Origin of the sequence: Rhizobium sp. OAE497, assembly GCF_040546565.1 — a bacterium.
In the GTDB taxonomy this organism is placed as follows: Bacteria; Pseudomonadota; Alphaproteobacteria; order Rhizobiales; family Rhizobiaceae; genus Rhizobium.
The window spans coordinates 218011-240905 of sequence record NZ_JBEPOA010000002.1; the positions used below are offsets into that span (position 1 = coordinate 218011).

Below are 22895 nucleotides of genomic sequence, written 5' to 3' on the forward strand. Positions count from 1 at the left end.
CCTTGATGTCGCGCATAGAACGGAGCGAAGGCGGTCTTCGCCGCCCTTCAATTCGCATTGTCATATTATCGATAAAAAACAGAACAGAAAAATGCAATGCCGAAGTTTGCGATTGCTGGCCTTGACAGGCGCGGCATGCCGGGCCGCCGGCCAGGCGATATTTTCCGGCGGCTATATATTCTATTAATTTAGACGCCCTATGATTGCGGCTACAAATATCCGTAACCCATTATTTAGACATCATTAAAAAACTTTCGCTTTCCTGATGAACGACAAAACGAACGACAAATTGAGCGCCCGATGAGCGAATATCAGAACCGAGCCGTCGAACTCATGCAGACGCTGATCGGCAACCAATCGACGGCAGATATCAACGACCGCCGCAATGCCTTCATCTTCCGGGCCATCGGGCTCTATCAGGCTCTGGGTGGCGACCCGGAATCCGTTCAGGGCGTCGTCGAAAAGGTCTATGCCGTCCGCGCACCGCGGATCGATGCTGCAGTCGGCGATCTAATGTACAATCTGGCAGGCGTCGGCCATGCCTCGGATCTCGACATCATCCAGGCGGCCTATAACAAGCTCGATCAGGCCGTACCGTCAGCCGTTCCGCTGAAGCGCGCCCGGACCTGATCTGGGTCAACCAAAGCTCAGGCCTTCCCGTAGCCACCGCCTGTCGGCGTGGTAACGATGAAGGCTTCGCCGGCTTCCAGCTGGGTGTGGGCACTGCCGATCAGCACATCGAGCGCGCCGGAATTGCGGCGCACGGCGTTGCGGCCGAGCTCGCCCGGCTCCCCGCCGTCAAGCCCGAAGGGCGCGACGCGGCGATGGCCGGAGAGGATTGCGAATTCCAGCTTTTCCCGTGCGCGGATCGTCCGCTCGGTACCGTCGCCCGCCGACCACTTGCCGCGGCCGCCCGAGCCCTTGCGGATATGGAAATCCTCCAGCACTACGGGGAAGCGGGTTTCGAGAATTTCGGGATCGGTGAGCCGCGAATTGGTCATGTGGGTATGGACGGCATCGGCGCCGTTGAAGCCCGGACCGGCCGGGGCGCCGGAGCAGATTGTCTCGTAATATTGATAGGCGTCATTGCCGAAGGTCAGGTTGTTCATCGTCCCCTGCGCCGCCGCCATGGCGCCAACGGCGCCGAACAGGCAGTTGGTGACGGCCTGGCTCACCTCGACATTGCCGGCGACGACGGCCGCCGGATATTCCGGCGTCAGCATCGTGCCCTTCGGGGTGATGATCCGGATCGGCCGCAGGCAGCCGGCATTCATCGGAATATCTGCCTCGACGAGAACGCGGAAGACATAGAGAACGGCGGCACGGGTGACCGGCTGCGGCGCGTTGAAATTGTCGGCGCGTTGGGCTGAGGTTCCAGTGAAATCGACCGTCGCCTCGCGCTTTTCCTTGTCGACCGTGACCTTGACGACGATCCTGCAGCCCTGGTCCATCTCATAGCTGAACTCGCCGTCCTTCAGGCGGTCGAGCACGCGGCGCACGCTTTCGGCGGCATTGTCCTGGACATGGCCCATATAGGCGTCGACCACATCTTCGCCGAAGAGCGCGATCATCTTGGCAAGCTCGGCGACACCCTTTTCATTGGCTGCCACCTGCGCCTTGAGATCATTGACGTTCTGGGCCAGCTGCCGCACCGGATAGCGGGCGCCGGTCAAAAGGGATGCGAGCTCGCCTTCGCGGAAGCGGCCGCGATCGAGGAGCTTGAAGTTGTCGATATAGACGCCCTCTTCCTCGATATGGGTCGCGAGCGGCGACATGGAGCCGGGCGCGATGCCGCCGATATCGGCATGGTGGCCGCGGCTGGCCACCCAGAAGCGGATGCGCGTTCCCTCGGCATCGAAGACAGGCGTGCAGACCGTCAGGTCGGGCAGATGCGTGCCGCCATTATAGGGCGCGTTGATCAGGAACACGTCGCCCGGATGGATGACCGGGTTTTCGCGGATGGCGGTCGCGACGGACGCATCCATGGAGCCGAGATGAACGGGCATATGCGGCGCATTGGCAACGAGATTGCCCTCGGCATCGAAGACCGCGCAGGAGAAATCCAGGCGTTCCTTGATATTGACCGAATATGCGGTGTTCTGCAGCGTCACACCCATCTGCTCGGCAATCGACATGAAGAGATTGTTGAAGATCTCCAGCATGACTGGATCGGCTTTGGTGCCGATCGCGGTGCGTTCCGGCAGCGCCTTGATGCGGGTCAGCACGATATGGTCATGGGCCGTCAGCTTCGCCCGCCAGCCATCCTCGATGACGATGGTCTGGTTCGGCTCGATGACGATGGCCGGACCGGTGACGGTCTGGCCTACTTGTAGCGAGGCGCGCAGCACCACGGCTGCGTCATGCACGTCGCCCTGCGAATGGAAGCGCGTGCGGCGCGTAGCTTTCGCCTCGCCACCGGCACCTTCTTCGCTTGTGACGTCGACCTGAGCGGCAGCGCCGCCGATCGTCTCCACCTCGATCGCCTCGACCACCAGCGGCTTGCCTTCGGCGATGAAGCCGAAGCGGCGCTTGTGGAGGATTTCGAACTCGGCGCGCAGACGATCCGCATTGTCCTCGGCGGGGAACCGGGTTTCGACGGCAAGAAGAGTATCGGTGCCCGCGTAGCGGACATGGGCGCGAGCGACGGTCTGGATTGCCGCCGCGGCAACGCCCTGCGCCTCCAGCTCCGGCTTGCATTCGCCCTGAAGCTCGACGGCAAGAGCGGCGATTGCGGCGGGTGCGGCCGCATCGAGCGGCACGCCGAGCGCCTTCTGGCGGGTGGCGCGGATATCGGCGAGCCCCATGCCATAGGCAGACAGCAGGCCGGACATCGGATGCAAAAGGATGCTCTTCATGCCCAGTGCATCGGCGACTAGGCAGGCATGCTGACCACCGGCGCCGCCGAAGCAATTCAGCGCGTAGCGGGTGACGTCATAGCCGCGCTGGACGGAAATCTTCTTGATCGCCTCGACCATATTGGCGACCGCGATGCGGATGAAGCCGTCGGCGACTTCTTCGGGACTGCGGCCATCGCCGATCCGTTCCGACAGTTCGGCGAACTTCGCCCTGACGGTCTCGACATCGAGCGGCTGGTCCTGGTTGGGGCCAAAGATGGCGGGAAAGAATTCCGGCAGCAGCTTGCCGGTCATGACATTGGCGTCGGTCACCGCCAGCGGCCCGCCATTGCGATAGCAGGCGGGGCCGGGATGGGCACCGGCGGAATCCGGACCAACGCGAAAACGGTTATCCTCGAAATGCAGGATCGAGCCGCCGCCAGCGGCGACCGTATGGATCAGCATCATCGGCGCGCGGACGCGCACACCCGCCACTTCGGTCTCGAAGGCGCGCTCATACTCGCCGTCGAAATGCGCGACGTCGGTGGAGGTGCCGCCCATGTCGAAGCCGATGACGCGGGAAAAGCCCGCCTGCTCGCCGGTCTTGGCGAGCCCGACGACGCCGCCCGCCGGGCCGGAGAGGATCGCATCCTTGCCTTGGAACATATCCGCCGCCGTCAGGCCGCCCGAGGACATCATGAACATGACGCGCGCGCCGGTGCGCTTGACGTCGAGCTCGTCGGAAACCTGTGCCACGTAGCGGCCAAGCACCGGCGACAGATAGGCATCGACAACGGTCGTGTCGCCGCGGCCGACAAGCTTGATCAGCGGCGAGACTTCGTGGCTGACGGAGACCTGCTCGAAGCCGAGCTCGCGGGCGATGCGGGCAACGACCGCCTCATGGGCCGGAAACTTATAGGCATGCATGAAGACGATGGCGATCGCGCGATAACCTTCCGCGCGCAAAGCATCCAGCGCGCGGTGGGCTTCGTCTTCATCGAGCGCCAGCTCGACCGTGCCGTCGGCCAGGACACGCTCACCGATTTCGGTGACGGTGTCGTAGAGCGCATCGGGCTTGATAATCTCGGTCGCGAAGATCTTCTTGCGCTCCTGGTAGCCGATTCGCAGCGCGTCGCGGAACCCCTTGGTGGTCACCAGCGCCAGCCGTTCGCCCTTGCGCTCCAGCAGCGCATTGGTCGCGACCGTCGTGCCCATACGCACTTCGCCGATCAAGCCGGCCGGGATCGCTTCGCCCGCCGTCAACCCGAGATGCAGCCGGATGCCGTGGACCGCAGCGTCGCGATAGGCGGACGGGTTTTCCGAGAGCACCTTGCGGGCGTGCAATTCACCTTGCGGGTCGCGGGCGACGATATCGGTGAACGTGCCGCCACGATCGATCCAGAAATCCCAGCTCTTGGTATCCGTCGCTTGCATGGCCCCGTCCTCGGATTGGATTGCGGAATTGCACGTTGATAAAATATCGATAAAATGACGACATATTCTCGTCAAGACAGGAGAGCGAAATGGCTGACGGCAAGAACAGGGATCAGGATGCTAATGCCTTCCCCGGCACCGCCTCGTTCGGCCCGATCGTCTCGTCCGCCCATCTTGCCGAAGGCGGGTCGCCCGGTCTTTCGGAGATCGAATATGGCCTGATCCTCGCCTCCCACGCCTTCGACCGCTGGATCGTCCGGTGCATGGCGGCGGCCGGATTTCCCGGGCTGTCGCCAATGGAAATCCTCATCCTGCACTCGATCCGCCACCGCGACCGGGAAAAGAAACTCGCCGATATCTGCCTGGTTCTCGATATCGAGGACACGCATATCGTCACCTATGCGATCCGCAAGCTGCAGGCGGCGGGGCTGCTGACGACGGGCCGCACCGGAAAAGAAAAAACCGTGAAGATCACCGAGCAGGGTGCGCAGGCTTGCAAGACCTACGCGGAAGTGCGCAAACATCTACTCGTCGATTCGACCGCCAATGCCCGCCCCGCGGAGCAGACGCTGTCGGAAACGGCCGCCATCCTGCGCTTCATCTCGGGCGCATTCAATCAGGCGGCGCGGGCAGCCGCGACGCTTTAGGCACCGGTGCGAACCGGCCCGAAAATTGTTGATCGCCACACGCCGTTTGTGGCCTTGACAAGATCGGTTGCCTGTATTTTATTCAAGCCTGCGGATTAGGCAGAGGAGCCATTCCGCAGTTACATGACTCCGATAGTCGCTGGGCAGTTTCGCCCCATGACGCCCCATCGATGATGGGCCCGCGTCGTGGGGTTTTTGGTTTTTTGGGTTCCGCATGACCGAAGCATTGAAAATCGGCATTCTCTACTCCACCACCGGTCCCTACGGCTCGATGGGTCGTGACGCGCGCGATGGCGCGGAATTCGCCCTGGCCGAGTTTGCCGCCGCGCGCCGCATCAGGATCGAACCCGTCTTCTTCGACCCGCATGCCGATCTCGCCGCCTATCTGGAAGGCGCCCGCCAGCTGCTGCGCGCCGGCTGCCGCCATATCGTCGGCACGATCACCTCCGCCGCCCGCAAGGAAGTCATCCCGCTCGTCGAAAAGCATGACGGCCTGCTCTGGTACATGTGCCCCTACGAGGGTTTCGAAGCCAATGAAAACGTCATCTATGTCGGCGGCTGCCCGAACCAGCACCTGATCCCGCTCTTCGAGCACCTGATCCCGCGCTTCGGCGCCCGGCCCTATCTCGTCGGCGCCAATTACGTCTGGGGCTGGGAAATGAACCGGCTGGCACGCGAGCTGATCACCAATGCCGGCGGCGAAGTGCTCGGCGAGCGCTACCTGCCGCTCGAGGAAATCGCGGTCGAGCGGATCGTCGCCGATATCGAGCAGCGCCGCCCGAGCTTCATCCTCAACAACCTGATCGGCCCGTCGAGCTACGCCTTCCTGGCGGCCATCGGCAAACTTGCCGAGCGCGACCCGGCCTTCCGCCCGGAAAACTGCCCCGTCGTCAGCTGCGACCTGATGGAATGCGAGCTGGCCGATATCGAGCCCGGCCGGGCGATTGGCCAGCTCTGCGCCGCCTCCTATTTCGACAATCTCTCGACGCCTGAAAATCTCTCCTTCAAGATCCGCGTCGCTGCCCGCTATGGCGCCAACCGCCGCGTTTCCAGCGTCTTCGCCAGCGCTTACACAGCCGTCAAGCTCTGCGCCGATGCGATCGTCGAAGCCGGTACTGACGAACCGGCCGCCGTGCGCCGCGAGCTCTATGAGACGCAGCGCCCGAGCCTGTTCGGCTCGATCGCCATCGACCGCGAGACCAACCACGCGCCGCTGCCCTTCCATCTCGGCCAGATCAATACGGAAAATGGCTTCGATGTCGTGACCTCGCGCCCGCCGCTCGCGGCCGACCCTTATCTGACCGGCCGCAACAAGCCGGCTTCGCCGAAGCTCAGGGTGGTCTCATGAGGGAAACCCCGAATTTCACCGGCTGGCACGCCGCCGTCATTCATCGCGAAGACAGCAATACCGAGAGACTGATCCGTCAACTCCGGCTGCTCGGCATCCGCGCCACCCTGCAATGGGCGCCGCTGGCGGTGACCGATCTGCCCGATCTCGTCATCGTCGATGCAGACCAGGGCTGGGACGACCTTCTGCCCTGGAAGGATACGGCCGCCGCCTGCCCTGTCGTCGCTCTTCTCGGCTCGGAAGCACCCGGCCGCATCGCCTGGGCCCTGGAACAGGGTGCGGGCGCCATCATCGCCAAACCGATCGCCACGTCAGCCGTCTATCCGGCGCTGGTCATGGCCGTCTCGATCCATCAGGAACGCAAGAACAATGCCGAACGGCTGCAATATCTCGAAGAGCGCGTCCGCCTTCGCCCCCTCGTCCATGCCGCGGTGGAAAAGCTGATGGCCGCGCACCGTGTCGATGAGGAACGCGCCTACGCGATCCTGCGCGATTGCGCCATGCGCCGCAGATTGCCGATGGAGCAGATTGCCGCCTTCATCATCGGTGGCGCCGAGCCCCTGCCGGAGGCCGGTTGATGCGCGTGTTGAAAGAAATGCTGCGCCAGCCCGCGGCCCTGTTCGGCCTCGTGGTCGTCACTCTCGTCGTCGTCATGGCGATTGCCGCTCCGTGGATCGCGCCCTTCGATCCTGACAACCAGATGTTCGACGGCCTGTCGCTCGAAGGCGCGCCGCTGCCGCCCGGCGGCCAGTTCCTGCTTGGCACCGATACGCTCGGCCGCGATCTCTTCTCCCGCCTGCTTTACGGCGCCCGTACCTCGCTGGTCATCGGCCTCGTCGCCAATGGCATCGCTGTCGCGATCGGCCTCCTCGTCGGCATCGTCGCCGGTTATGTGAAGGGTCTCGCCAGCAATGTGCTGATGCGCTTCACCGACCTGATGATGGCCTTCCCGGCGCTGCTGCTCGCCATCGTTCTTGCGGCCCTGCTGCGCCCGAGCCTCTGGATCGTCGCGATGGTCATCGCGCTGGTCAACTGGGTGCAGGTGGCGCGCATCGTCTATACCGAGACCCGCGGCCTCTCCGAGCGTGATTTCATCATGGCCGAACGCTCGCTCGGCGCCGGGCATCTGCGCGTGCTCTTCATGCATATCCTGCCACATCTGATCCCGACGGCGATCGTCTGGGGCACGCTCGGCATCGCCACCACCGTGCTGCTCGAAGCGACGCTTTCCTTCCTCGGCATCGGCGTGCAGCCGCCGCAGCCTTCCTGGGGCAACATCATCTTCGAGAGCCAGAGCTATTTCCAGGCAGCCCCTTGGCTGGTCTTCTTCCCGGGGATCGTCATCCTGCTGACCGCCCTCTCCTTCAATCTGGTCGGTGACGCGCTGCGCGACATTCTCGATCCGACGCAGCGGGGGAGAAACTGATGTTCCTCGTTCTGCGCCGCCTCGCCCAGGCGTTTCTCATCCTTCTCGGCGTTGCCGCCATCACCTTCGTGCTGCTCTATGCGCTGCCCGCCGATCCGGCACGCATGATCGCCGGACGCAGCGCCACGGCCCAGACGGTCGCCAATATCCGCCACGAGCTCGGCCTCGATCAGCCGCTGCTCGTGCAGTTCTGGCACTATCTGACCAATCTTCTTTCCGGCAATCTCGGCCGCTCCTATGCGCAGAAGACCGATGTCTGGACGCTGATCGTGGCCCGCCTACCGGCGACGCTGACGCTGATGCTTGCCGGCATCGCCGTCGAAGTCATCCTCGGCCTGACGCTCGGCACGATCGCCGCGATCCGCCGCGGCGGCTTCGTCGACCGTCTCGTCATGATGGCGTCTTTCGTCGGCGTTTCGGCCCCGCAATTCGTCGTCGCACTGCTGCTTCTCTACGTCTTCGCCGTGACGCTCGGATGGTTTCCGATGAGCGGCTACGGCACGCTTGCCCATGTCGTGCTACCGGCCACCACCCTTGGCGTCCTTGGCGCCGGCTGGTACGCACGCATGGTGCGCTCGGCGATGATCGACGTGCTCAATCAGGACTACGTGCGCACGGCCCGCGCCAAGGGCCTCTCTTCACGCCGCATCATCTTCCGCCACGCCCTGCCAAACGCCATCCTGCCGATCATTGCGATGATCGGCATCGATATCGGCCAGTTCATGGGCGGCGTGGTCGTCGTCGAGGCCGTCTATGGCTGGCCGGGTATCGGCCAGCTTGCCTGGCAGGCAATTCAGCAGGTCGACATCCCGATCATCATGGGCGTGACGCTGACATCGGCGCTCGCCATCGTCATCGGCAACCTGCTCGCAGACCTCATCGCGCCGGTCATCGACCCGCGTATCCGTACACGTTGACAGCAACCAAAGAAGGGGAACCAATATGTTCAAAAGCTGGCTTCGAATGACGACCATGGCAACGGTGGTGGCGCTGGCGCCGCTCTCCGTCATGGCACAGGATGCTCCCAAGCAGGGCGGCGACATTATCGTCACCTACAAGGACGATATCGCCACCCTGGACCCGGCAATCGGTTACGACTGGGTCAACTGGTCGATGATCAAGAGCCTCTATTCCCGCCTGATGGACTACGAGCCCGGCACGCCGAAGCTTGTTCCCTCGCTGGCGGAAAGCTTCACCGTTTCGGATGACGGCCTCACCTACACGTTCAAGCTCCGCAAGGGCGTGAAGTTCTCGAACGGCCGCGAAGTCGTCGCTTCCGACGTCAAGTATTCGATCGAGCGCGCCGTCAACCCGAAGACGCAGGGCCCGGGCGCCGGCTTCTTCGGCGCCATCAAGGGCTTCGAAGACGTCACCGGCGGCAAGTCCGAGACGCTTGCAGGCATCGAGACGCCTGACGCGGGTACCGTCGTCTTCACCCTGTCGCGTCCGGACGCAACCTTCCTGCACGTTCTCGCCATCAACTTCGCCTCCGTCGTTCCGAAAGAGGCCGTCGAGGCAGCAGGCGGCGATTTCGGCAAGAAGCCTGTCGGCTCCGGCACCTTCATCCTGAAGGACTGGACGATCGGCCAGAAGCTCGTCTTCGAACGCAACAAGGACTACTTCGTCAAGGACGTCCCGCATGTCGACAGCTTCACGGTCGAAGTCGGCCAGGAGCCGCTCGTCGCGCTCTTGCGTCTGCAGAAGGGTGAAGTCGATATCGCAGGCGACGGCATTCCGCCGGCAAAATTCCTCGAGATCAAGAATTCGGCCGATGGCCCGAAGATGATCGTCGATGGCGAGCAGCTGCATACCGGCTACATCACGCTGAACACCAAGGTGAAGCCCTTCGACAACGTCAAGGTTCGCCAGGCCGTCAACATGGCCATCAACAAGGACCGCGTCACCCGTATCCTGAACGGCCGCGCAACGCCTGCGAACCAGCCGCTGCCGCCGCTGATGCCGGGCTATGACAAGTCCTTCACCGGCTATACCTACGACGTTGCCAAGGCCAAGGCGCTGCTTGCCGAAGCTGGCTTCCCGGATGGCTTCGAAACGACGCTCTACTCGACCAACACCGATCCGCAGCCGCGTATCGCCCAGGCGATCCAGCAGGATCTGGCCGCCGTCGGCATCAAGGCTGAAGTCCGCGCACTCGCACAGGCAAACGTCATCTCTGCCGGTGGCACGGAAGGCGAAGCACCGATGATCTGGTCGGGCGGCATGGCCTGGATCGCCGACTTCCCGGATCCGTCCAACTTCTACGGTCCGATCCTCGGTTGCTCGGGTGCGGTTGCTGGCGGCTGGAACTGGTCGTGGTACTGCAACAAGGATCTCGACGCCCGCGCGGTCGCCGCAGACTCCATGTCCGACCCGGCCAAGGGCGCAGAGCGCACCGCTGCCTGGGGCAAGATCTTCACCGACATCATGGCCGATGCGCCGTGGGTTCCCGTGATCAACGAGCGCCGCGTCGTTGCCAAGTCGCTGCGCATGGGCGGTGCCGACAACGTCTATATCGATCCGACCCGCGTCATCAATTACGACGCCATCTACGTCAATCAATAAGCCCTGACGGGTGAACGCCCTCCCGGTTCTCCGGGAGGGCGGCCATAAGAACGAGGGAGACACACAAGATGTGCATTGCCTGCACCCACACCATTCACCGCGCCCAGCACAATTTCGGCTGGAACAAGGATTTTGCCCCGGCGGTCGTCGCCAAGCCGGGCGAGACGATCCATTTCGAATGCATGGATTCCTCGGGCGGCCAGCTCGGCCGCGATGCAACGCTCGATACGCTGCGCGATCTCGATTTCGGCAAGATCAATCCGGTTTCCGGCCCGGTCTACGTCGAAGGCGCGAAGCCGGGCGATGCACTGAAGGTGACGCTGCGCAAATTCATTCCGTCGGGCATCGGCTGGACGGCCAATATTCCGGGCTTCGGCCTGCTCGCCGACCAGTTCAAGGATCCGGCCCTGCATGTCTGGTCCTATGATGCGAACTCGATGGTTCCGGCACTCTTCGGCCCTGGCGGCCGCGTGCCGTTGAAGCCCTTTGCCGGCACGATCGGCGTTGCTCCGGCTGAACCAGGCACGCACTCCGTCGTTCCACCGCGCCGCGTCGGCGGCAACATGGACATCCGCGACCTGACGGCCGGTGTCACGCTCTACCTGCCCGTCGAGGTCGAAGGTGCGCTGTTCTCGATCGGCGATACGCACGCCGCACAGGGTGATGGCGAAGTCTGCGGCACGGCGATAGAAAGCCAGATGAATGTCGAAGCGACGATCGAGCTCGTCAAGGACGCCAAGCTTCAGACGCCCCGCTTCACGACCACCGAGCCGGTCACCCGCCATCTCGACAGCATGGGCTACGAAGTCACCACCGGCATCGGCCCCGACCTGATGACCGGCGCACGCGAAAGCGTCATGCGGATGATCGACCTGCTGACCGCCGAACACGGCCTGAACCCGGTCGATGCCTATATGCTCTGCTCCGTCTGCGGCGATCTGCGCATCAGCGAAATCGTCGACATGCCGAACTGGGTCGTTTCCTTCTACTTCCCAAGGATCGTATTTTCGTGACATCGCCTATGAACACCGCGCCGGTCCTTTCCGTCCGCAATCTCAGCGTCGATGCCCGCACGCCCGAGGGTCTGAAGCCGGTCCTGAGGGATGTCGGCTTCAGCCTCGCCAGCGGCGAAACGCTTTGCATCGCGGGCGAATCCGGCTCGGGAAAATCGGTCACCTCGCTCGCCATCATGGGTCTGCTGCCGAAGGCGTCGCTGCGCGTCACCTCGGGCAATATCCTGCTTGGCGAGCGTGACCTGCTGACGCTGTCGAACCGCGCCATGCGCGACGTTCGCGGCGGCGAGGTCGCCATGGTCTTCCAGGAGCCGATGACCTCGCTGAACCCGGTCATGTCGATCGGCGCGCAGCTGACCGAGGCGATTCGCGAACACCAGGGCAGCGAGAATGCCGAGGCGACGGCGCTGCAGATGCTCGACGCCGTGCAGATCACCGATCCGGCCCGCCGTCTCAAGCAATATCCGCATGAACTCTCCGGCGGCATGCGCCAGCGCGTGATGATCGCCATGGCGCTTTCCTGCCGCCCGAAGGTGCTGATCGCCGACGAGCCGACGACGGCGCTCGACGTCACCGTCCAGGCGCAGATCCTCAAGCTGATGCGCGAGCTGAAAACCGAGTTCGGCACCTCGATCGTCCTGATCACCCATGACATGGGCGTCGTCGCCGAAATGGCCGATCGCGTGCTGATCATGCAGAATGGCCGGATCGTCGAGCAGGGTCCGTCGCTTGATATCTTCAACCGGCCGCAGGAAAACTATACCAAGCAGCTGCTCGCCGCCGTGCCGCGTCTCGGCGCACTGGCCGGCACCGACGGCCCGCCGCGGATCACCCCGCGCAAGATCGAGCCGGAGCGCACGGGCCAGGCGCCGGTGATGAGCGTGCGCGATCTCAACGTTCACTATGGCAGCCCGGCAGGCCGTTTCTTCAAGGGCAAGCCGCAGGTTCAGGCCGTCAGCGGCGTCTCCTTCGACATCCAGCCTGGCCAGACGCTCGGCCTCGTCGGCGAAAGCGGCTCCGGCAAGTCGACGACCGGCAAGGCGGCGCTCGGCCTCATACCCTTTACCGGTGACGTGTTGATCGACGACCGGAATATCGCCGGCCTCGGCCAGCGCGAGATGCGCCCGGTGCGCCGTTCGGCGCAGATGATCTTCCAGGATCCCTATGCCTCACTCGACAGCCGCATGGCCGTCGGCGCCGCCATCGCGGAACCGATGGTCATCCACGGCATCGGCAACAAGAGCGAGCGGCAGGATCGCGTCGCCGAACTGCTGCGCCGCGTCGGCCTGACGCCGGATGCGGCAACCCGCTATCCGCACGAATTCTCCGGTGGCCAGCGCCAGCGCATCTGCATCGCGCGCGCCCTTGCGGTCGGCCCGAAGCTGATCGTCGCCGACGAGAGCGTTGCGGCACTCGATGTCTCGGTGCGTGCCAAGGTGCTCGACCTGATGCTGGAACTGCAGGAGCAGATGGGGCTTGCCTATCTCTTCATCTCGCATGACATGGCCGTCATCGAGCGCATGTCGCACCACGTCGCCGTCATGCGCGGCGGCAAGATCGTCGAGCACGGAACGCGCCGCGAAATCTTCGAGAACCCGCGGGATGAGTATACGCGGGCGCTGATTGCGGCCGTGCCGATCCCCGATCCCGAGGTCTACCAGAAGCGGGCACAGGCCCACGCCTGAAAATTCGCCGGGGTCTTTCGACCCCGGCGTTTTTCTTTCCGGTTACTGGCGCGAGGTCAGATCGTCGGGCAGTTCGGCATTGTGGTATTTGCGGTAGATGTCGCGCAGCACCTTGTTGTCGAAGTTGGTCTTGACCCATCCGTCGAGCCAGCCCTTCAGAGCGGTCTCACCCTTCGGGATGCCGATGCCGAGATTGGTTTCCTTCTGGGTGAACTTCACCTGCAGCGGATTGGCGGTCATCTTCTTGTTGATGCCGTTGATGACGGCCGACTGGCTGGACAGGATATCGACCTGGCCGGAGACGACAGAGGTGATCAGCGTCGCATCATCCTCGAAGCGGACGATATCGGCACCCTTGGCCTTGGCGGTGATGTCCTGGTCGTTGGTGGTGGCGCGCGTCACGCCGATGCGCTTGCCGTCGAGATCGGCATAGTCCTTGATCGCGGCGTCAGCCGGACCGGCAACCACGAGAGCGAGCGTCGCGTAGGGAACCGAGTAATCGATCGCCTTCTTGCGCTCTTCGGTGATGCCGAGCGACGAGACGACCATGTCGGCCTTGCCCGTCTGCACCGAGGGAACGCGGGCGGCGTTGGTGATTTCCACCAGCTCCAGCTCGACGCCGAGATCCTTGGCGATCAGCTTGGCGGTTTCGACATCCGAGCCGGTCGGCTTCAGGTTTTCGTCGACGAAGGAATATTCCGGAATGCCCATCGCCACGGCGATGCGGACTTTCCCGGCCTTCTTGATGTTTTCAAGCACGTCGGCATTGGCAACCGATGCAAAGGCCAGCAGGCTTGCTCCGGCGATGAGCGCCAGTTTCGAAATCATTCTCGTCGGCATATGAGTCTCCTCTCTCGTTTACCCGACCCCGCGGTTTCGCGCAGGTACTCCTCCTTGAGATCACAGCTCTTCGGCCATGAACTCCTTCAGTTCCGGCGTCTGCGGATTGGAGAGGATGTCTGCCCCTCCGGTCTCCCAGACCTTGCCGGTATGCATGTAGATGACGCGATTGGCGGCCCGCTTGGCGAAGCCCATCTCATGAGTGACGACGATCATCGTCATGCCGCCGCGGGCGAGATCTTCCATGACGCGCAGCACTTCGCCGGTCAGTTTCGGATCGAGCGCCGAGGTCACTTCGTCAAACAGCATCACCTTGGGCTGCATGGCGAGCGAGCGGGCGATCGCCACGCGCTGCTGCTGGCCGCCGGAAAGCTGTTCCGGATAGTTGTCGATCTTCTCCGACAGGCCGACCTTGGCGAGGACCTGCTTGGCGATCTCATGGGCCTGGTCCTTGCGCATGCTTTTCACGCGGCGCAGCGCCAGCATGATGTTTTCGGCGACGGTCATGTGCGGGAAGAGATTGTAGCTCTGGAACACCATGCCGATATCGCGGCGCAGCGCGCGCAGATCGAGCTTCGGATCCTCGACGCGGTGGCCGCAGACTTCGATCGTGCCGTCCTGGATCGTCTCCAGCCGGTTGATGCAGCGCAGCGCCGTGCTCTTGCCGGAACCGGATTGGCCGATCAACGCGACGACCTCGCCGGTATTGATCTCGAAGGACACGCCCTTCAGCACCTCGAGGGCACCGAAACGCTTGACAACATTGGTGAGTTTAACGGCGGCCGGCATTGAGTTTCCTCTCAAGCGAACGGCTCCAGACCGACAGCGGATAGCAGACGCAGAAGTAGAAGAGCGCTGCCACGCCGAAGACCAGGAACGGCTGGAACAGGGAGTTGTTGATGACCTGCGCGGCGCGCGTCAGCTCCAGGAAGCCAACTACGGATGCGAGCGAGGTGTTCTTGACGAGCTGGACGAGAAACCCGACCGTCGGCGGCGTGGCGATCTTCAGCGCCTGCGGCAGGATGACGTCGCGCAATGCCTGCCAGCGGGTGAGGCCCAGGCATTCGGCCGCCTCGAACTGCGTCTTGGCGATCGATTCCACCGCGCCGCGCCAGATCTCGCCGAGATAGGAGCTCGAATAGACCATCATGCCGAGACCGGCAGCAACGAGCGGCGGCACCGAGATGCCGAAGACGCCGAGGCCGAAATAGAGCAGGAACATCTGGATCAGCAGCGGCGTGCCCTGGACGATCTGGATGTAGACGAGCGCCGTGCGCCGCAGCCAGCGGAAGCGCGAGATGCGCGCCAGCATGACGAAGAAGCCGGCAATGCCGCCGAGAACGAAGGCCAGCGCCGAGAGCACCACGGTCCAGAGCAGGCCGTCCAGCAGGTAGAAGAGATGATTGGTCGAGAATGCGCCGAGCATCGTCACCTCACACGCCAAGCCCGAGCCGGCGGCGGCGCGGGAATGCAATGAGGCCGAGCCCGAAGAAGGCGGCGCGCATCAGATAGGTGATCGCGATATAGAGAAGCGCGACGACGAAATAGGTTTCGAGCGATCGGAAGGTGTTCGACTGGATGTTGTTGGCAACCCCCGTCAGCTCTTCGGCCGAAATCTGCGAGCAGATCGACGTCGACAGCATCATCAGGATGAACTGGCTGGAGAGCGAGGGATAGACGCGCTCGATCGCCGGCAGGAGGATGATGTCACGGTAGATCTGGAATTTCGAGAGACCGAGTGCCTCGGCCGCCTCGATCTGGCTCGGATGGATCGAATCCATGCCGGCGCGGACGATCTCGGCCGTATAGGCGCCGACATTGATGACCATCGCGAAGACCGACGCCGCGATGATCGGCAGGCGGAAGCCGATCGACGAGAGGCCGAAGAAGATGAAGAAGATCTGCACGATGAACGGCGTGTTGCGCACCGTTTCGATATAGACGCTGACGATGCCGCGCAGGATGGCGGAGTTCGAGCGGCGGGCGATCGCGCAGGCGACGCCGATGCCCATGCCGATGATCACCGAGAAAAGCGTGATCTCGATCGTCGTCAGTGCGCCGGACAGGAAATCCTGCCAGTAGGGCAAAAGCGCCCCGAAATCGAACTGATACTGCATAACTCCTCCGTGCGCGGCGGGTCAGGCCGGCGCCAATGCCTTATCGTGCGAGCCAGCCGCCATCGACGGGGATGACGGTGCCGTGGACGTAGTCGGATGCTGCCGATGCCAGGAATACGGCGGCACCGCCGAGTTCCGATGGCGTGCCCCAGCGTCCGGCCGGAATGCGCGCCAGGATCGCGGCGTTGCGATCCGGGTCTTCGCGCAGCGCCGTCGTGTTGTTGGTCGAGAAATATCCGGGCGCGATCGCGTTGACGTTGACGCCCTTGCCGGCCCATTCGCAGGCAAGCAGCCGGGTGATCCCGGCAAGGCCGCTCTTCGATGCGGTATAGGACGGGATGCGGATGCCGCCCTGGAAGGACAGGAGCGAGGCGATGTTGACGATCTTGCCGCTGCCCTTTTCCAGCATGTGGCGGCCAGCCGCCTGCGACAGGAAGAAGGCCGTCTTCAGATTGGTATCGATGACCGCATCCCAATCTTCCTCGGTAAAGTCGATCGCATCGGCGCGGCGGATGATCCCGGCATTGTTGACGAGGATATCGAGAGAGCCGAAGACCGAGGTGGTCTCGGCAACGATATCCTTGACCGGGGCGATCGTCCCGAGATCGGCCTTGATCGCGTGAAAACGCACACCTGCCTTGGTGACCAGCGCTTCGGTTTCCTCCATCGACGAGCGTCCGACGGCAGCGATTGAGGCGCCTGCCTCGGCGAGCGCGACGGCGATGCCCTGACCGATGCCGGTGTTGGCGCCGGTGACGATGGCGGTGCGCCCCGAGAGATCGAATGGATTGGCCATCGTTCTACCTCAGGTCTGCGATGGCGATATGGTCCATGTCGGTGAAGCTCTTGTTGTCACCGGCCATCGCCCAGATGAAGCTGTAGTTCTTGGTGCCGGCACCCGAATGGATCGACCAGGGCGGCGAGATGACCGCCTGCTCGCTGGCAACCAGCATGTGGCGGGTCTGCTGCGGCTCGCCCATGAAATGGAAGACGCGCTGATCGGCCTCCAGATCGAAATAGAGATAGGCTTCCATGCGCCGGTCATGCGTATGGGCCGGCATGGTGTTCCAGACGCTGCCCGCATCGATCATGGTGAAGCCCATGGTCAGCTGGCAGGACTGACAGACTTCCGGATGGATGAACTGGTAGATAGAGCGCTTGTTGGCGGTCGCCGCTTCGCCGGGCGTCAGGTGGCGCGCCTTGTCGCGCGTCAGAAGCACGGTCGGATGAACCTGATGCGCCGGAGTCGAGACCAGATAGAACTTGGCGGGCTTTGCGGCATCGGCGCTTTCGAAGCGGACATCCCCGGCGCCCTTGCCGACATAGAGGCAATCGTATTTCTGGAGCTCGTAGCTCTTGCCGTCGACGACGACGCGGCCGGCGCCGCCGACATTCAGCGCACCGAGTTCGCGTTCGGCGAGGAAGGTTTCCTGGCCGATTTCCCTCGGCGCGCCGAGCGAAAGGCCTTCGCCGAGCGGCGTCGCGCCGCCGATGACCATGCGGTCATAATGGGAATAGGTGAGCCGGATTTCGCCGCCCGCAAACACCGTCTCGACCAGGAAATGGCGGCGCAGCGTTTCGGTGTCGTAGCCGCGGACGGCTTCCGGATGGGAAGCGTGACGGACATCGATCTTCATTGATTTTTTCCCTTCTCTTCAATGGATGCCAAGGGAGATTTTGCATCCTCGATGAAATAGTTCGGATCCCAGATCTCGGCCTTCTCGACTTCGCCGAGCAGCTTGCCGAGATGGAAACCCATGGCGGCGGCGGCACCCGCCTTGTCGCCCGCCTTCATGCAGTCGATCACCGCCGAATGCTCCTCGATGACGCGGGCAAGACGGCCTTCCTGCGGCAGGGTCAGCAGGCGGTAGCGATCGGAATGGACCTTCACCTGCTGGATGATCGCCCAGATGCCGGGGAAGCCGGAGATATCGCTGATCAGCTTGTGAAAATCGTTGTCGACCACATGGAAGGCCGCGACATCGTCGTCGCGCACGCAAGCGCTGAGATCGGCCAGATTGCGCTCCAGCGAACGGATGCCGGCAGGCGTGATCTTCTCGACGGCGATCGAGACGGTCGTATCCTCCAGCGCCTTGCGCACCAGAATCGCCTCGTAGAGCGCCCGGCGCGGAATGCGCGAGACGAAGGTGCCGGACTGCGGAAAGACATCGACGAGGCCATCGTCGGAGAGACGCAGGATCGCCTCGCGGATCGGCGTGCGGCTGACGCCGAACTGCGCCTCCAGTTCCTTCTCGTTGAGCAGGTCCATCGGCTTGCGGCGCAGGGAAATGATGTCGTCGCGCAGCGCGTTGTAGACAAGCGTTGCGGCACGCGGGGCAGCCGCGCGCTGATGCGAGAGATGGGTGACGCCGGCGAGCGAGCGCTTCTTGCGGGCTTCGCTCATCGCGCCGCGCTCCGCATGCCAACAATCCTATGCCCGAGATTTTTCTCCACCCGTCGCCACCTCCCGTTGGCTTGGTAAGAAGTAGTATATTAGTATCCAACTTAGCGCAAGCGGGCGAAGGCAAAGACTTTTCCACAACGAAAAAGCCGCGGAGATCGCTCTCCGCGGCTTGGCTTTGCTATTATTTTTCAGGTACTTAAATTTCGGAAAGCCGGAAGCGGGCGACAATGTCGCCCTCGCACCACATCGGGAAATTCGTGCCCCACTTGTTGTTGTGGAGATTGAACCGGATGCCTTCCGCGAAGTCCGGGCGGGTCTTGCAGAAGGTCATGAAGTCCCAGCTTGCGGGTGCGGCGAGCGGCGTATCCAGAGGCTCGATCTGCAGCGCGCCGGAGCGTGCAGCGCCGACGGCCTGCAGCTGCGCCCCGCCGCTTTCGGCGATCGCATCCGAGTGATGCCAGAGCCCCATCTTGCGGAAGCTCCACTCCGTCTCGCCCGCGGGCGTGACGAAGAAGAAGCTTGCCTCCGGCATGCGGTTGGCGGGCTTGGCATGCAGCGTTAGCTGAATGGAAAGCGCACCGCCCTCATCCGAGAACCGCAGCGAAACATGCTTTGGCGACCCGTATGAAGCCGATGCGCGCTCGGGCAGCGAAAGCAACATCATGTTGCCCGTGGCCGCCTCGAGAACCGGTGAGAAGGATTGCGACAGCGCAGCGCCCGACTGGCCGAGCCCTGGCTTGTCATGATCGAGCACCGCCCATTCCTGCCGGTGCGTCAAATAGGTGTCCATATGCCTGCCGACATCGGCGGCATCGTAGCTTTCGTAGCGATAGCCGAGCAGAGCGCCGCCGCGGCCCGGAATCACCTTGCCCGAAGGCGTCCCGATCGAGGTGATATCGCCACTTTCGCTTTCAAGCTGGATCGTCCAGCCGCCAACTTTCAGCTCACTCTCTTTGCCCGAGATCGCAGGCAATGCAGGCGCAGCAAGTTCGCCAATCGCCTGCGTGGCTGCGGCAGCATCTTCGGGTTCCAGCATCGACACAGCCTTGCCGAGGTAATCGCGCTGCTCCTGCCAGGATTGCTCGGCATAGGCAAAGCGGTAGTCGTTCTTGCGCGCCGCCTCGAAATCCGGCCGCGACCAGGCCTTGTCGTCGCGCAGATAGGATTTGATATCGACTCCGCAGGTGTGTTCGGCGACCATCGCCAGCTCGCGGCCGAAGGCGAGCCGGCTTTTCGTCAGGCCGTCAGCGGCGAAGCGGTCGTAAAGCCGCTGTAAGGCGAGGAACTGCGCTGTCTTCTGCGGGTCGGTGGCGCTGCCGTGGATCCAGCTGTCGCCGAGCTCGATATCGACGACCGGAAAGCGCTGCCGCGCCTCCCAGAGGAGTGCGCCGTAATCTTCAAGTGTTGCCGCACGGATCACCGCATCCGGCTCTCGATGGCGGATTTCGCGCAGCGCTTCGGCCGTCTGCGGCACGCTTTGCGGGCCGATATTGTCGTTGGTATGGGCAAAGCTCAGCCCGTCCGCAAAGCCTTCCGGGAAATAGGTTTCGCCATAGGAGCGCTGATACATGACGACGACTTCCTCGCCGCCCGGCGCGCGCCAACGGAAGACGTCAGGCACTTCAGGCGGCGGCGAAGCAGTGTTGACGCCGAGATGCAGGAAGCGGATCCCGGCTTCGGCAAGCAGCGGCACCATGCCGAGCGTGTGGCCGGGCACATCGGTCATCTTCGCCGCAATCGTCTTCTTGCCGAAGCGCCGGTCGAGCTCCTGCGAATAGGAGAGCCCGGCGCGGAAAAGGTCGGGCGACATCAGCTCGGTATGCGTCGTGAACGGCAGGCCGTGCCAACGGATCAGCCCGCGCTCGATCGCCTCTTCGAGCTTCGCCACTTCGGCCGGAGAGCGCGAATTCAGATGATCCCAGATCAGCCAGGCGCCCGTCGTCCAGATGAACTTCGGCTCCTCGGGGTTCTCGGCATGGAAATGCGCGCCCGTCTCGATCGCCTGCGGGATGAACCGCTCGTGATACTGGCGGCGAACCTTCTCCGCGTGATCCGTGAAGCCGATATCCAGATGGGTCTTGAAGACCAGATGCACGCGCTTTTCTGACATGTCCATTCCGCTCGCTGGCCTCGGCAACCGCACCGGCCGCCTCGACATCTACGAGACAATGTAAACGTGTTCAAGCTGACTTTTGACGCAGGCTGCCGTGGCGATCGGTTGCGGAACCGCTTCTTTCATTGGAACAGACAAAATATCTTAGAATTACAGCGAAAGTGGCGCTCTAGCACACATAAATCCGCCTTTCGAAAATCTGTGTAATCGTATGCACAAAGCTCCGGGACGCTGTCAGCCGCCGCGGATCGAGCCACGCCAGACGAGCTCCGCGTGAAGCTTCAAGGTCTGCACTTGTGCCTCCTCGTCGGCCGCCCCCGGCGCCGCAAGGAAGGCAACCGCCTCCCGGGCGATGGCTTCGACGGGCTGGGCGAAGGTCGTCAGATCGTAGGAGGACCATGAGGCCTGCTCGATGTCATCGAAACCGGCAACGCAGAGCTGGTCGGGAACCGACATCATGAACTGATGGCGCGCCGCGTCCATCACGCCGCAGGCGAGGAGGTCGTTGGCGCAGAAGATCGCGTCTGGGCGCTCCTTGCGGGTCAGCAGGCGCTGGGCGACGACCTTGCCCGCCTCATAGCCGGTCGAACCAAAACGCTCGACGGCGACCTCCATGCCGAGTGCCGCCGCAGCCGCGACGAAGCCATGCTCGCGGGCCATCAGGCTCGGCGTTCCCACTTCCGAATTGGCGAAGGCGAGCCGCCGGCAGCCGGCGCGGACAAAGGCCGTCAGGATGCGGCCGGCCGCTTCCTGGTCGTCAAGATTAATCCTGAGCGGCCCCGGCTGGTCGTCGTCGCGGTTGATCAGCACCAGCCGCTGGCCGTTCTTCAGGCAGAGCTGGGTGATCGACTTGTCGGGCAGGCCGGAGAGAATGATCGAGGCATCGGCGCGGTAGCGGATCGCCTGCCGCAGCGCCCGGTCGACACTGCCGTCGGAACGGTCGGTATTGATCAGCATGGCGATCTTGCCGGAATTCTGCAGGTGCTGCGTCACGGCGCGGATCAGCGACGAGCGGTAGGGCGTACCCATTTCCGAAACGATGAGGCAGACGATACCGCTCTCGTTGCGCATCAGCCCGCGGGCGAGATGGTTGACGTGATAGCCGAGCGCCTCCGCGGCCTCCATCACCCGCTTGCGGGTTTCCGGCGCGACGCTTGCTCCCGGCGTAAAGGTACGCGACACCGCCGAGCGGGAAACGCCCGCCTTTTCCGCAACTTCCTGCGCGCTGACAAAGACTTTCGTGACCACCTGAATCTCCCCTTGCACGCGACTGTGCACGATATTGCAATTGCGTGCAATATCCACCTCCAGGACTTTTATGACAGTTTTGTGACAAAAGTGGTTGACAGGGTTTATTAGGTCATGCAGCATTTGCACACGCTTGCAAAGGCGATCGGCGTGGAGGCGCCGCCACATCCAGGAGGAAATAATGCGTTCAGCTAAAATTGCGGCAGCGATGCTCGCCGCGACTGTGTCTTTTGCTGCCTTTTCGGCCCATGCCGCCGGCAATCTCAACGTCATCTGCTCGGCCGACCAGGAAGTTTGCGACCTGATGAAGGGGCTGTTCGAGAAGCAGTCCGACATCAAGGTGAACATGGTGCGCCTGTCCGCCGGCGAGACCTATGCCAAGATCCGCGCCGAGGCCCGCAATCCGAAGACCGATATCTGGTGGGCCGGCACCGGCGACCCGCATCTGCAGGCAGCAGCGGAAAACCTGACGCTCGAATACAAATCGCCGCTCTTCGACCAGCTGCAGGACTGGGCCAAGAAGCAGGCCGAAAGCGCCAAGTACCGCACGGTCGGTGTTTATGCCGGTGCGCTCGGCTGGGGCTACAATACCGACATCCTGAAGCAGAAGAACCTCAAGGAGCCGAAGTGCTGGGCCGATCTGCTTGACCCGTCCTACAAGGGCGAAATCCAGATCGCCAACCCGAACTCCTCGGGCACGTCCTACAACACGCTGGCGACGCTGGTGCAGATCATGGGCGAGGACCAGGCATTCGATTATCTGACGAAGCTGAACGCCAACGTCTCGCAATATACCAAGTCCGGCTCGGCGCCTGTAAAGGCGGCTGCCCGCGGCGAATCGACGATCGGCATCGTCTTCATGCATGACGCCGTCGCCCAGACCGTCGAAGGCTTCCCGATCAAGGCGGTCGCGCCTTGCGAAGGCACGGGTTACGAGATCGGCTCGATGTCGATCGTCAAGGGCGCCAAGAACCTCGAAAATGCCAAGAAGTGGTACGACTGGGCACTCAGCGCCGAGGCGCAGTCGCACATGAAGGACGCCAAGTCCTTCCAGCTGCCGTCCAACAAGTCGGCCGAGGTGCCGAAGGAAGCGCCGAAGTTCGAGGACATCAAGCTGATCGACTACGACTTCGCGAAATACGGCAACCCTGACGTCCGCAAGGCGCTTCTCGCCCGCTGGGACAAGGAAATCGGCGCCAAGGCGAACTGATCCTCCTGAAACCG

General features: G+C 63.0%; 20 protein-coding genes. 10 read left to right on the forward strand and 10 right to left on the reverse strand.

The genetic code is table 11. The annotated features are described in order from the left end of the window. Window positions 1-300 precede the first annotated feature (300 nt). The gene (locus tag ABIE40_RS20565) at window positions 301-630 is read left to right on the forward strand and encodes a hypothetical protein (RefSeq protein WP_246777579.1); all 330 of its coding nucleotides are present in this window, start codon (window positions 301-303) and stop codon (window positions 628-630) included. Window positions 631-647: 17 nt separating this feature from the next. On the opposite strand, the gene ABIE40_RS20570 is transcribed toward ABIE40_RS20565, so the two are convergent. Next, window positions 648-4268 carry a hydantoinase B/oxoprolinase family protein gene (locus ABIE40_RS20570; RefSeq protein WP_199625540.1) on the reverse strand — a complete coding sequence of 1207 codons (3621 nt, stop codon included), beginning with the start codon at window positions 4266-4268 and terminating at the stop codon, window positions 648-650. 89 nt (window positions 4269-4357) lie between these two features. Here ABIE40_RS20570 and ABIE40_RS20575 point away from each other — a divergent pair, with 89 nt between their 5' ends. The 8 genes from ABIE40_RS20575 to ABIE40_RS20610 all read left to right on the forward strand — a co-directional run bounded on the left by ABIE40_RS20575 (window position 4358) and on the right by ABIE40_RS20610 (window position 12949). Further along, complete coding sequence (locus ABIE40_RS20575) at window positions 4358-4915, forward strand: winged helix DNA-binding protein (RefSeq protein ID WP_199625541.1); 558 nt, start codon at window positions 4358-4360, stop codon at window positions 4913-4915. Window positions 4916-5129: 214 nt separating this feature from the next. Continuing rightward, the gene (locus tag ABIE40_RS20580; protein ID WP_199625542.1) at window positions 5130-6263 is read left to right on the forward strand and encodes a transporter substrate-binding protein; all 1134 of its coding nucleotides are present in this window, start codon (window positions 5130-5132) and stop codon (window positions 6261-6263) included. Further along, on the forward strand, window positions 6260-6841 hold the full coding sequence (locus ABIE40_RS20585) for an ANTAR domain-containing response regulator (protein WP_199625543.1): 582 nt from the start codon (window positions 6260-6262) through the stop codon (window positions 6839-6841). Before ABIE40_RS20580 ends, ABIE40_RS20585 begins: the two co-directional genes overlap by 4 nt. Then, a complete protein-coding gene (locus ABIE40_RS20590; protein ID WP_199625544.1) occupies window positions 6841-7689 on the forward strand; it encodes an ABC transporter permease in 849 nt (282 codons plus the stop codon). Before ABIE40_RS20585 ends, ABIE40_RS20590 begins: the two co-directional genes overlap by 1 nt. Further along, the gene (locus ABIE40_RS20595) at window positions 7686-8606 is read left to right on the forward strand and encodes an ABC transporter permease (RefSeq protein ID WP_112714421.1); all 921 of its coding nucleotides are present in this window, start codon (window positions 7686-7688) and stop codon (window positions 8604-8606) included. Before ABIE40_RS20590 ends, ABIE40_RS20595 begins: the two co-directional genes overlap by 4 nt. 25 nt (window positions 8607-8631) lie before the next feature. Further along, entirely contained in the window at window positions 8632-10251 is a 1620-nt protein-coding gene (locus ABIE40_RS20600) for an ABC transporter substrate-binding protein (RefSeq protein ID WP_130280229.1), read from the forward strand. A 68-nt stretch (window positions 10252-10319) separates the two neighbouring features. Beyond that, window positions 10320-11264: an acetamidase/formamidase family protein gene (locus ABIE40_RS20605; protein ID WP_199625545.1), complete on the forward strand. Its 945-nt coding sequence runs from the start codon at window positions 10320-10322 to the stop codon at window positions 11262-11264. Between the two features lie 8 nt (window positions 11265-11272). Next, the gene (locus ABIE40_RS20610) at window positions 11273-12949 is read left to right on the forward strand and encodes an ABC transporter ATP-binding protein (RefSeq protein WP_199625889.1); all 1677 of its coding nucleotides are present in this window, start codon (window positions 11273-11275) and stop codon (window positions 12947-12949) included. A 42-nt stretch (window positions 12950-12991) separates the two neighbouring features. Here the strand turns inward: ABIE40_RS20610 and ABIE40_RS20615 are convergent, their stop codons facing one another. The 9 genes from ABIE40_RS20615 to ABIE40_RS20655 form a co-directional block, all read right to left on the reverse strand. Next, the gene (locus ABIE40_RS20615; protein ID WP_130280233.1) at window positions 12992-13789 is read right to left on the reverse strand and encodes a transporter substrate-binding domain-containing protein; all 798 of its coding nucleotides are present in this window, start codon (window positions 13787-13789) and stop codon (window positions 12992-12994) included. A gap of 60 nt (window positions 13790-13849) precedes the next feature. Beyond that, window positions 13850-14578 carry an amino acid ABC transporter ATP-binding protein gene (locus ABIE40_RS20620; protein ID WP_112714431.1) on the reverse strand — a complete coding sequence of 243 codons (729 nt, stop codon included), beginning with the start codon at window positions 14576-14578 and terminating at the stop codon, window positions 13850-13852. After that, window positions 14562-15215, reverse strand: a complete 654-nt coding sequence (locus tag ABIE40_RS20625) for an amino acid ABC transporter permease (RefSeq protein WP_112714433.1) — start codon at window positions 15213-15215, stop codon at window positions 14562-14564. Before ABIE40_RS20625 ends, ABIE40_RS20620 begins: the two co-directional genes overlap by 17 nt. Window positions 15216-15222: 7 nt before the next feature. Continuing rightward, window positions 15223-15906: an amino acid ABC transporter permease gene (locus tag ABIE40_RS20630; protein WP_112714435.1), complete on the reverse strand. Its 684-nt coding sequence runs from the start codon at window positions 15904-15906 to the stop codon at window positions 15223-15225. 40 nt (window positions 15907-15946) lie between these two features. Then, entirely contained in the window at window positions 15947-16702 is a 756-nt protein-coding gene (kduD, locus tag ABIE40_RS20635) for a 2-dehydro-3-deoxy-D-gluconate 5-dehydrogenase KduD (protein WP_199625546.1), read from the reverse strand. A 4-nt stretch (window positions 16703-16706) separates the two neighbouring features. Continuing rightward, window positions 16707-17543 (reverse strand): 5-dehydro-4-deoxy-D-glucuronate isomerase, encoded by an 837-nt coding sequence (gene kduI, locus ABIE40_RS20640; RefSeq protein WP_199625547.1) that lies wholly within the window; start codon window positions 17541-17543, stop codon window positions 16707-16709. After that, complete coding sequence (locus ABIE40_RS20645; protein WP_199625548.1) at window positions 17540-18310, reverse strand: GntR family transcriptional regulator; 771 nt, start codon at window positions 18308-18310, stop codon at window positions 17540-17542. Before ABIE40_RS20645 ends, kduI begins: the two co-directional genes overlap by 4 nt. Window positions 18311-18506: 196 nt before the next feature. Then, window positions 18507-20420: a DUF5054 domain-containing protein gene (locus ABIE40_RS20650; RefSeq protein ID WP_199625549.1), complete on the reverse strand. Its 1914-nt coding sequence runs from the start codon at window positions 20418-20420 to the stop codon at window positions 18507-18509. Window positions 20421-20657: 237 nt separating this feature from the next. Next, window positions 20658-21671, reverse strand: coding sequence for a LacI family DNA-binding transcriptional regulator (locus ABIE40_RS20655; RefSeq protein WP_199625550.1), 1014 nt, complete (start codon window positions 21669-21671; stop codon window positions 20658-20660). Window positions 21672-21852: 181 nt separating this feature from the next. Between ABIE40_RS20655 and ABIE40_RS20660 the strand changes: the two genes are divergently transcribed. Beyond that, entirely contained in the window at window positions 21853-22881 is a 1029-nt protein-coding gene (locus ABIE40_RS20660; protein WP_199625551.1) for an ABC transporter substrate-binding protein, read from the forward strand. The last annotated feature ends 14 nt before the right edge of the window (window positions 22882-22895 follow it).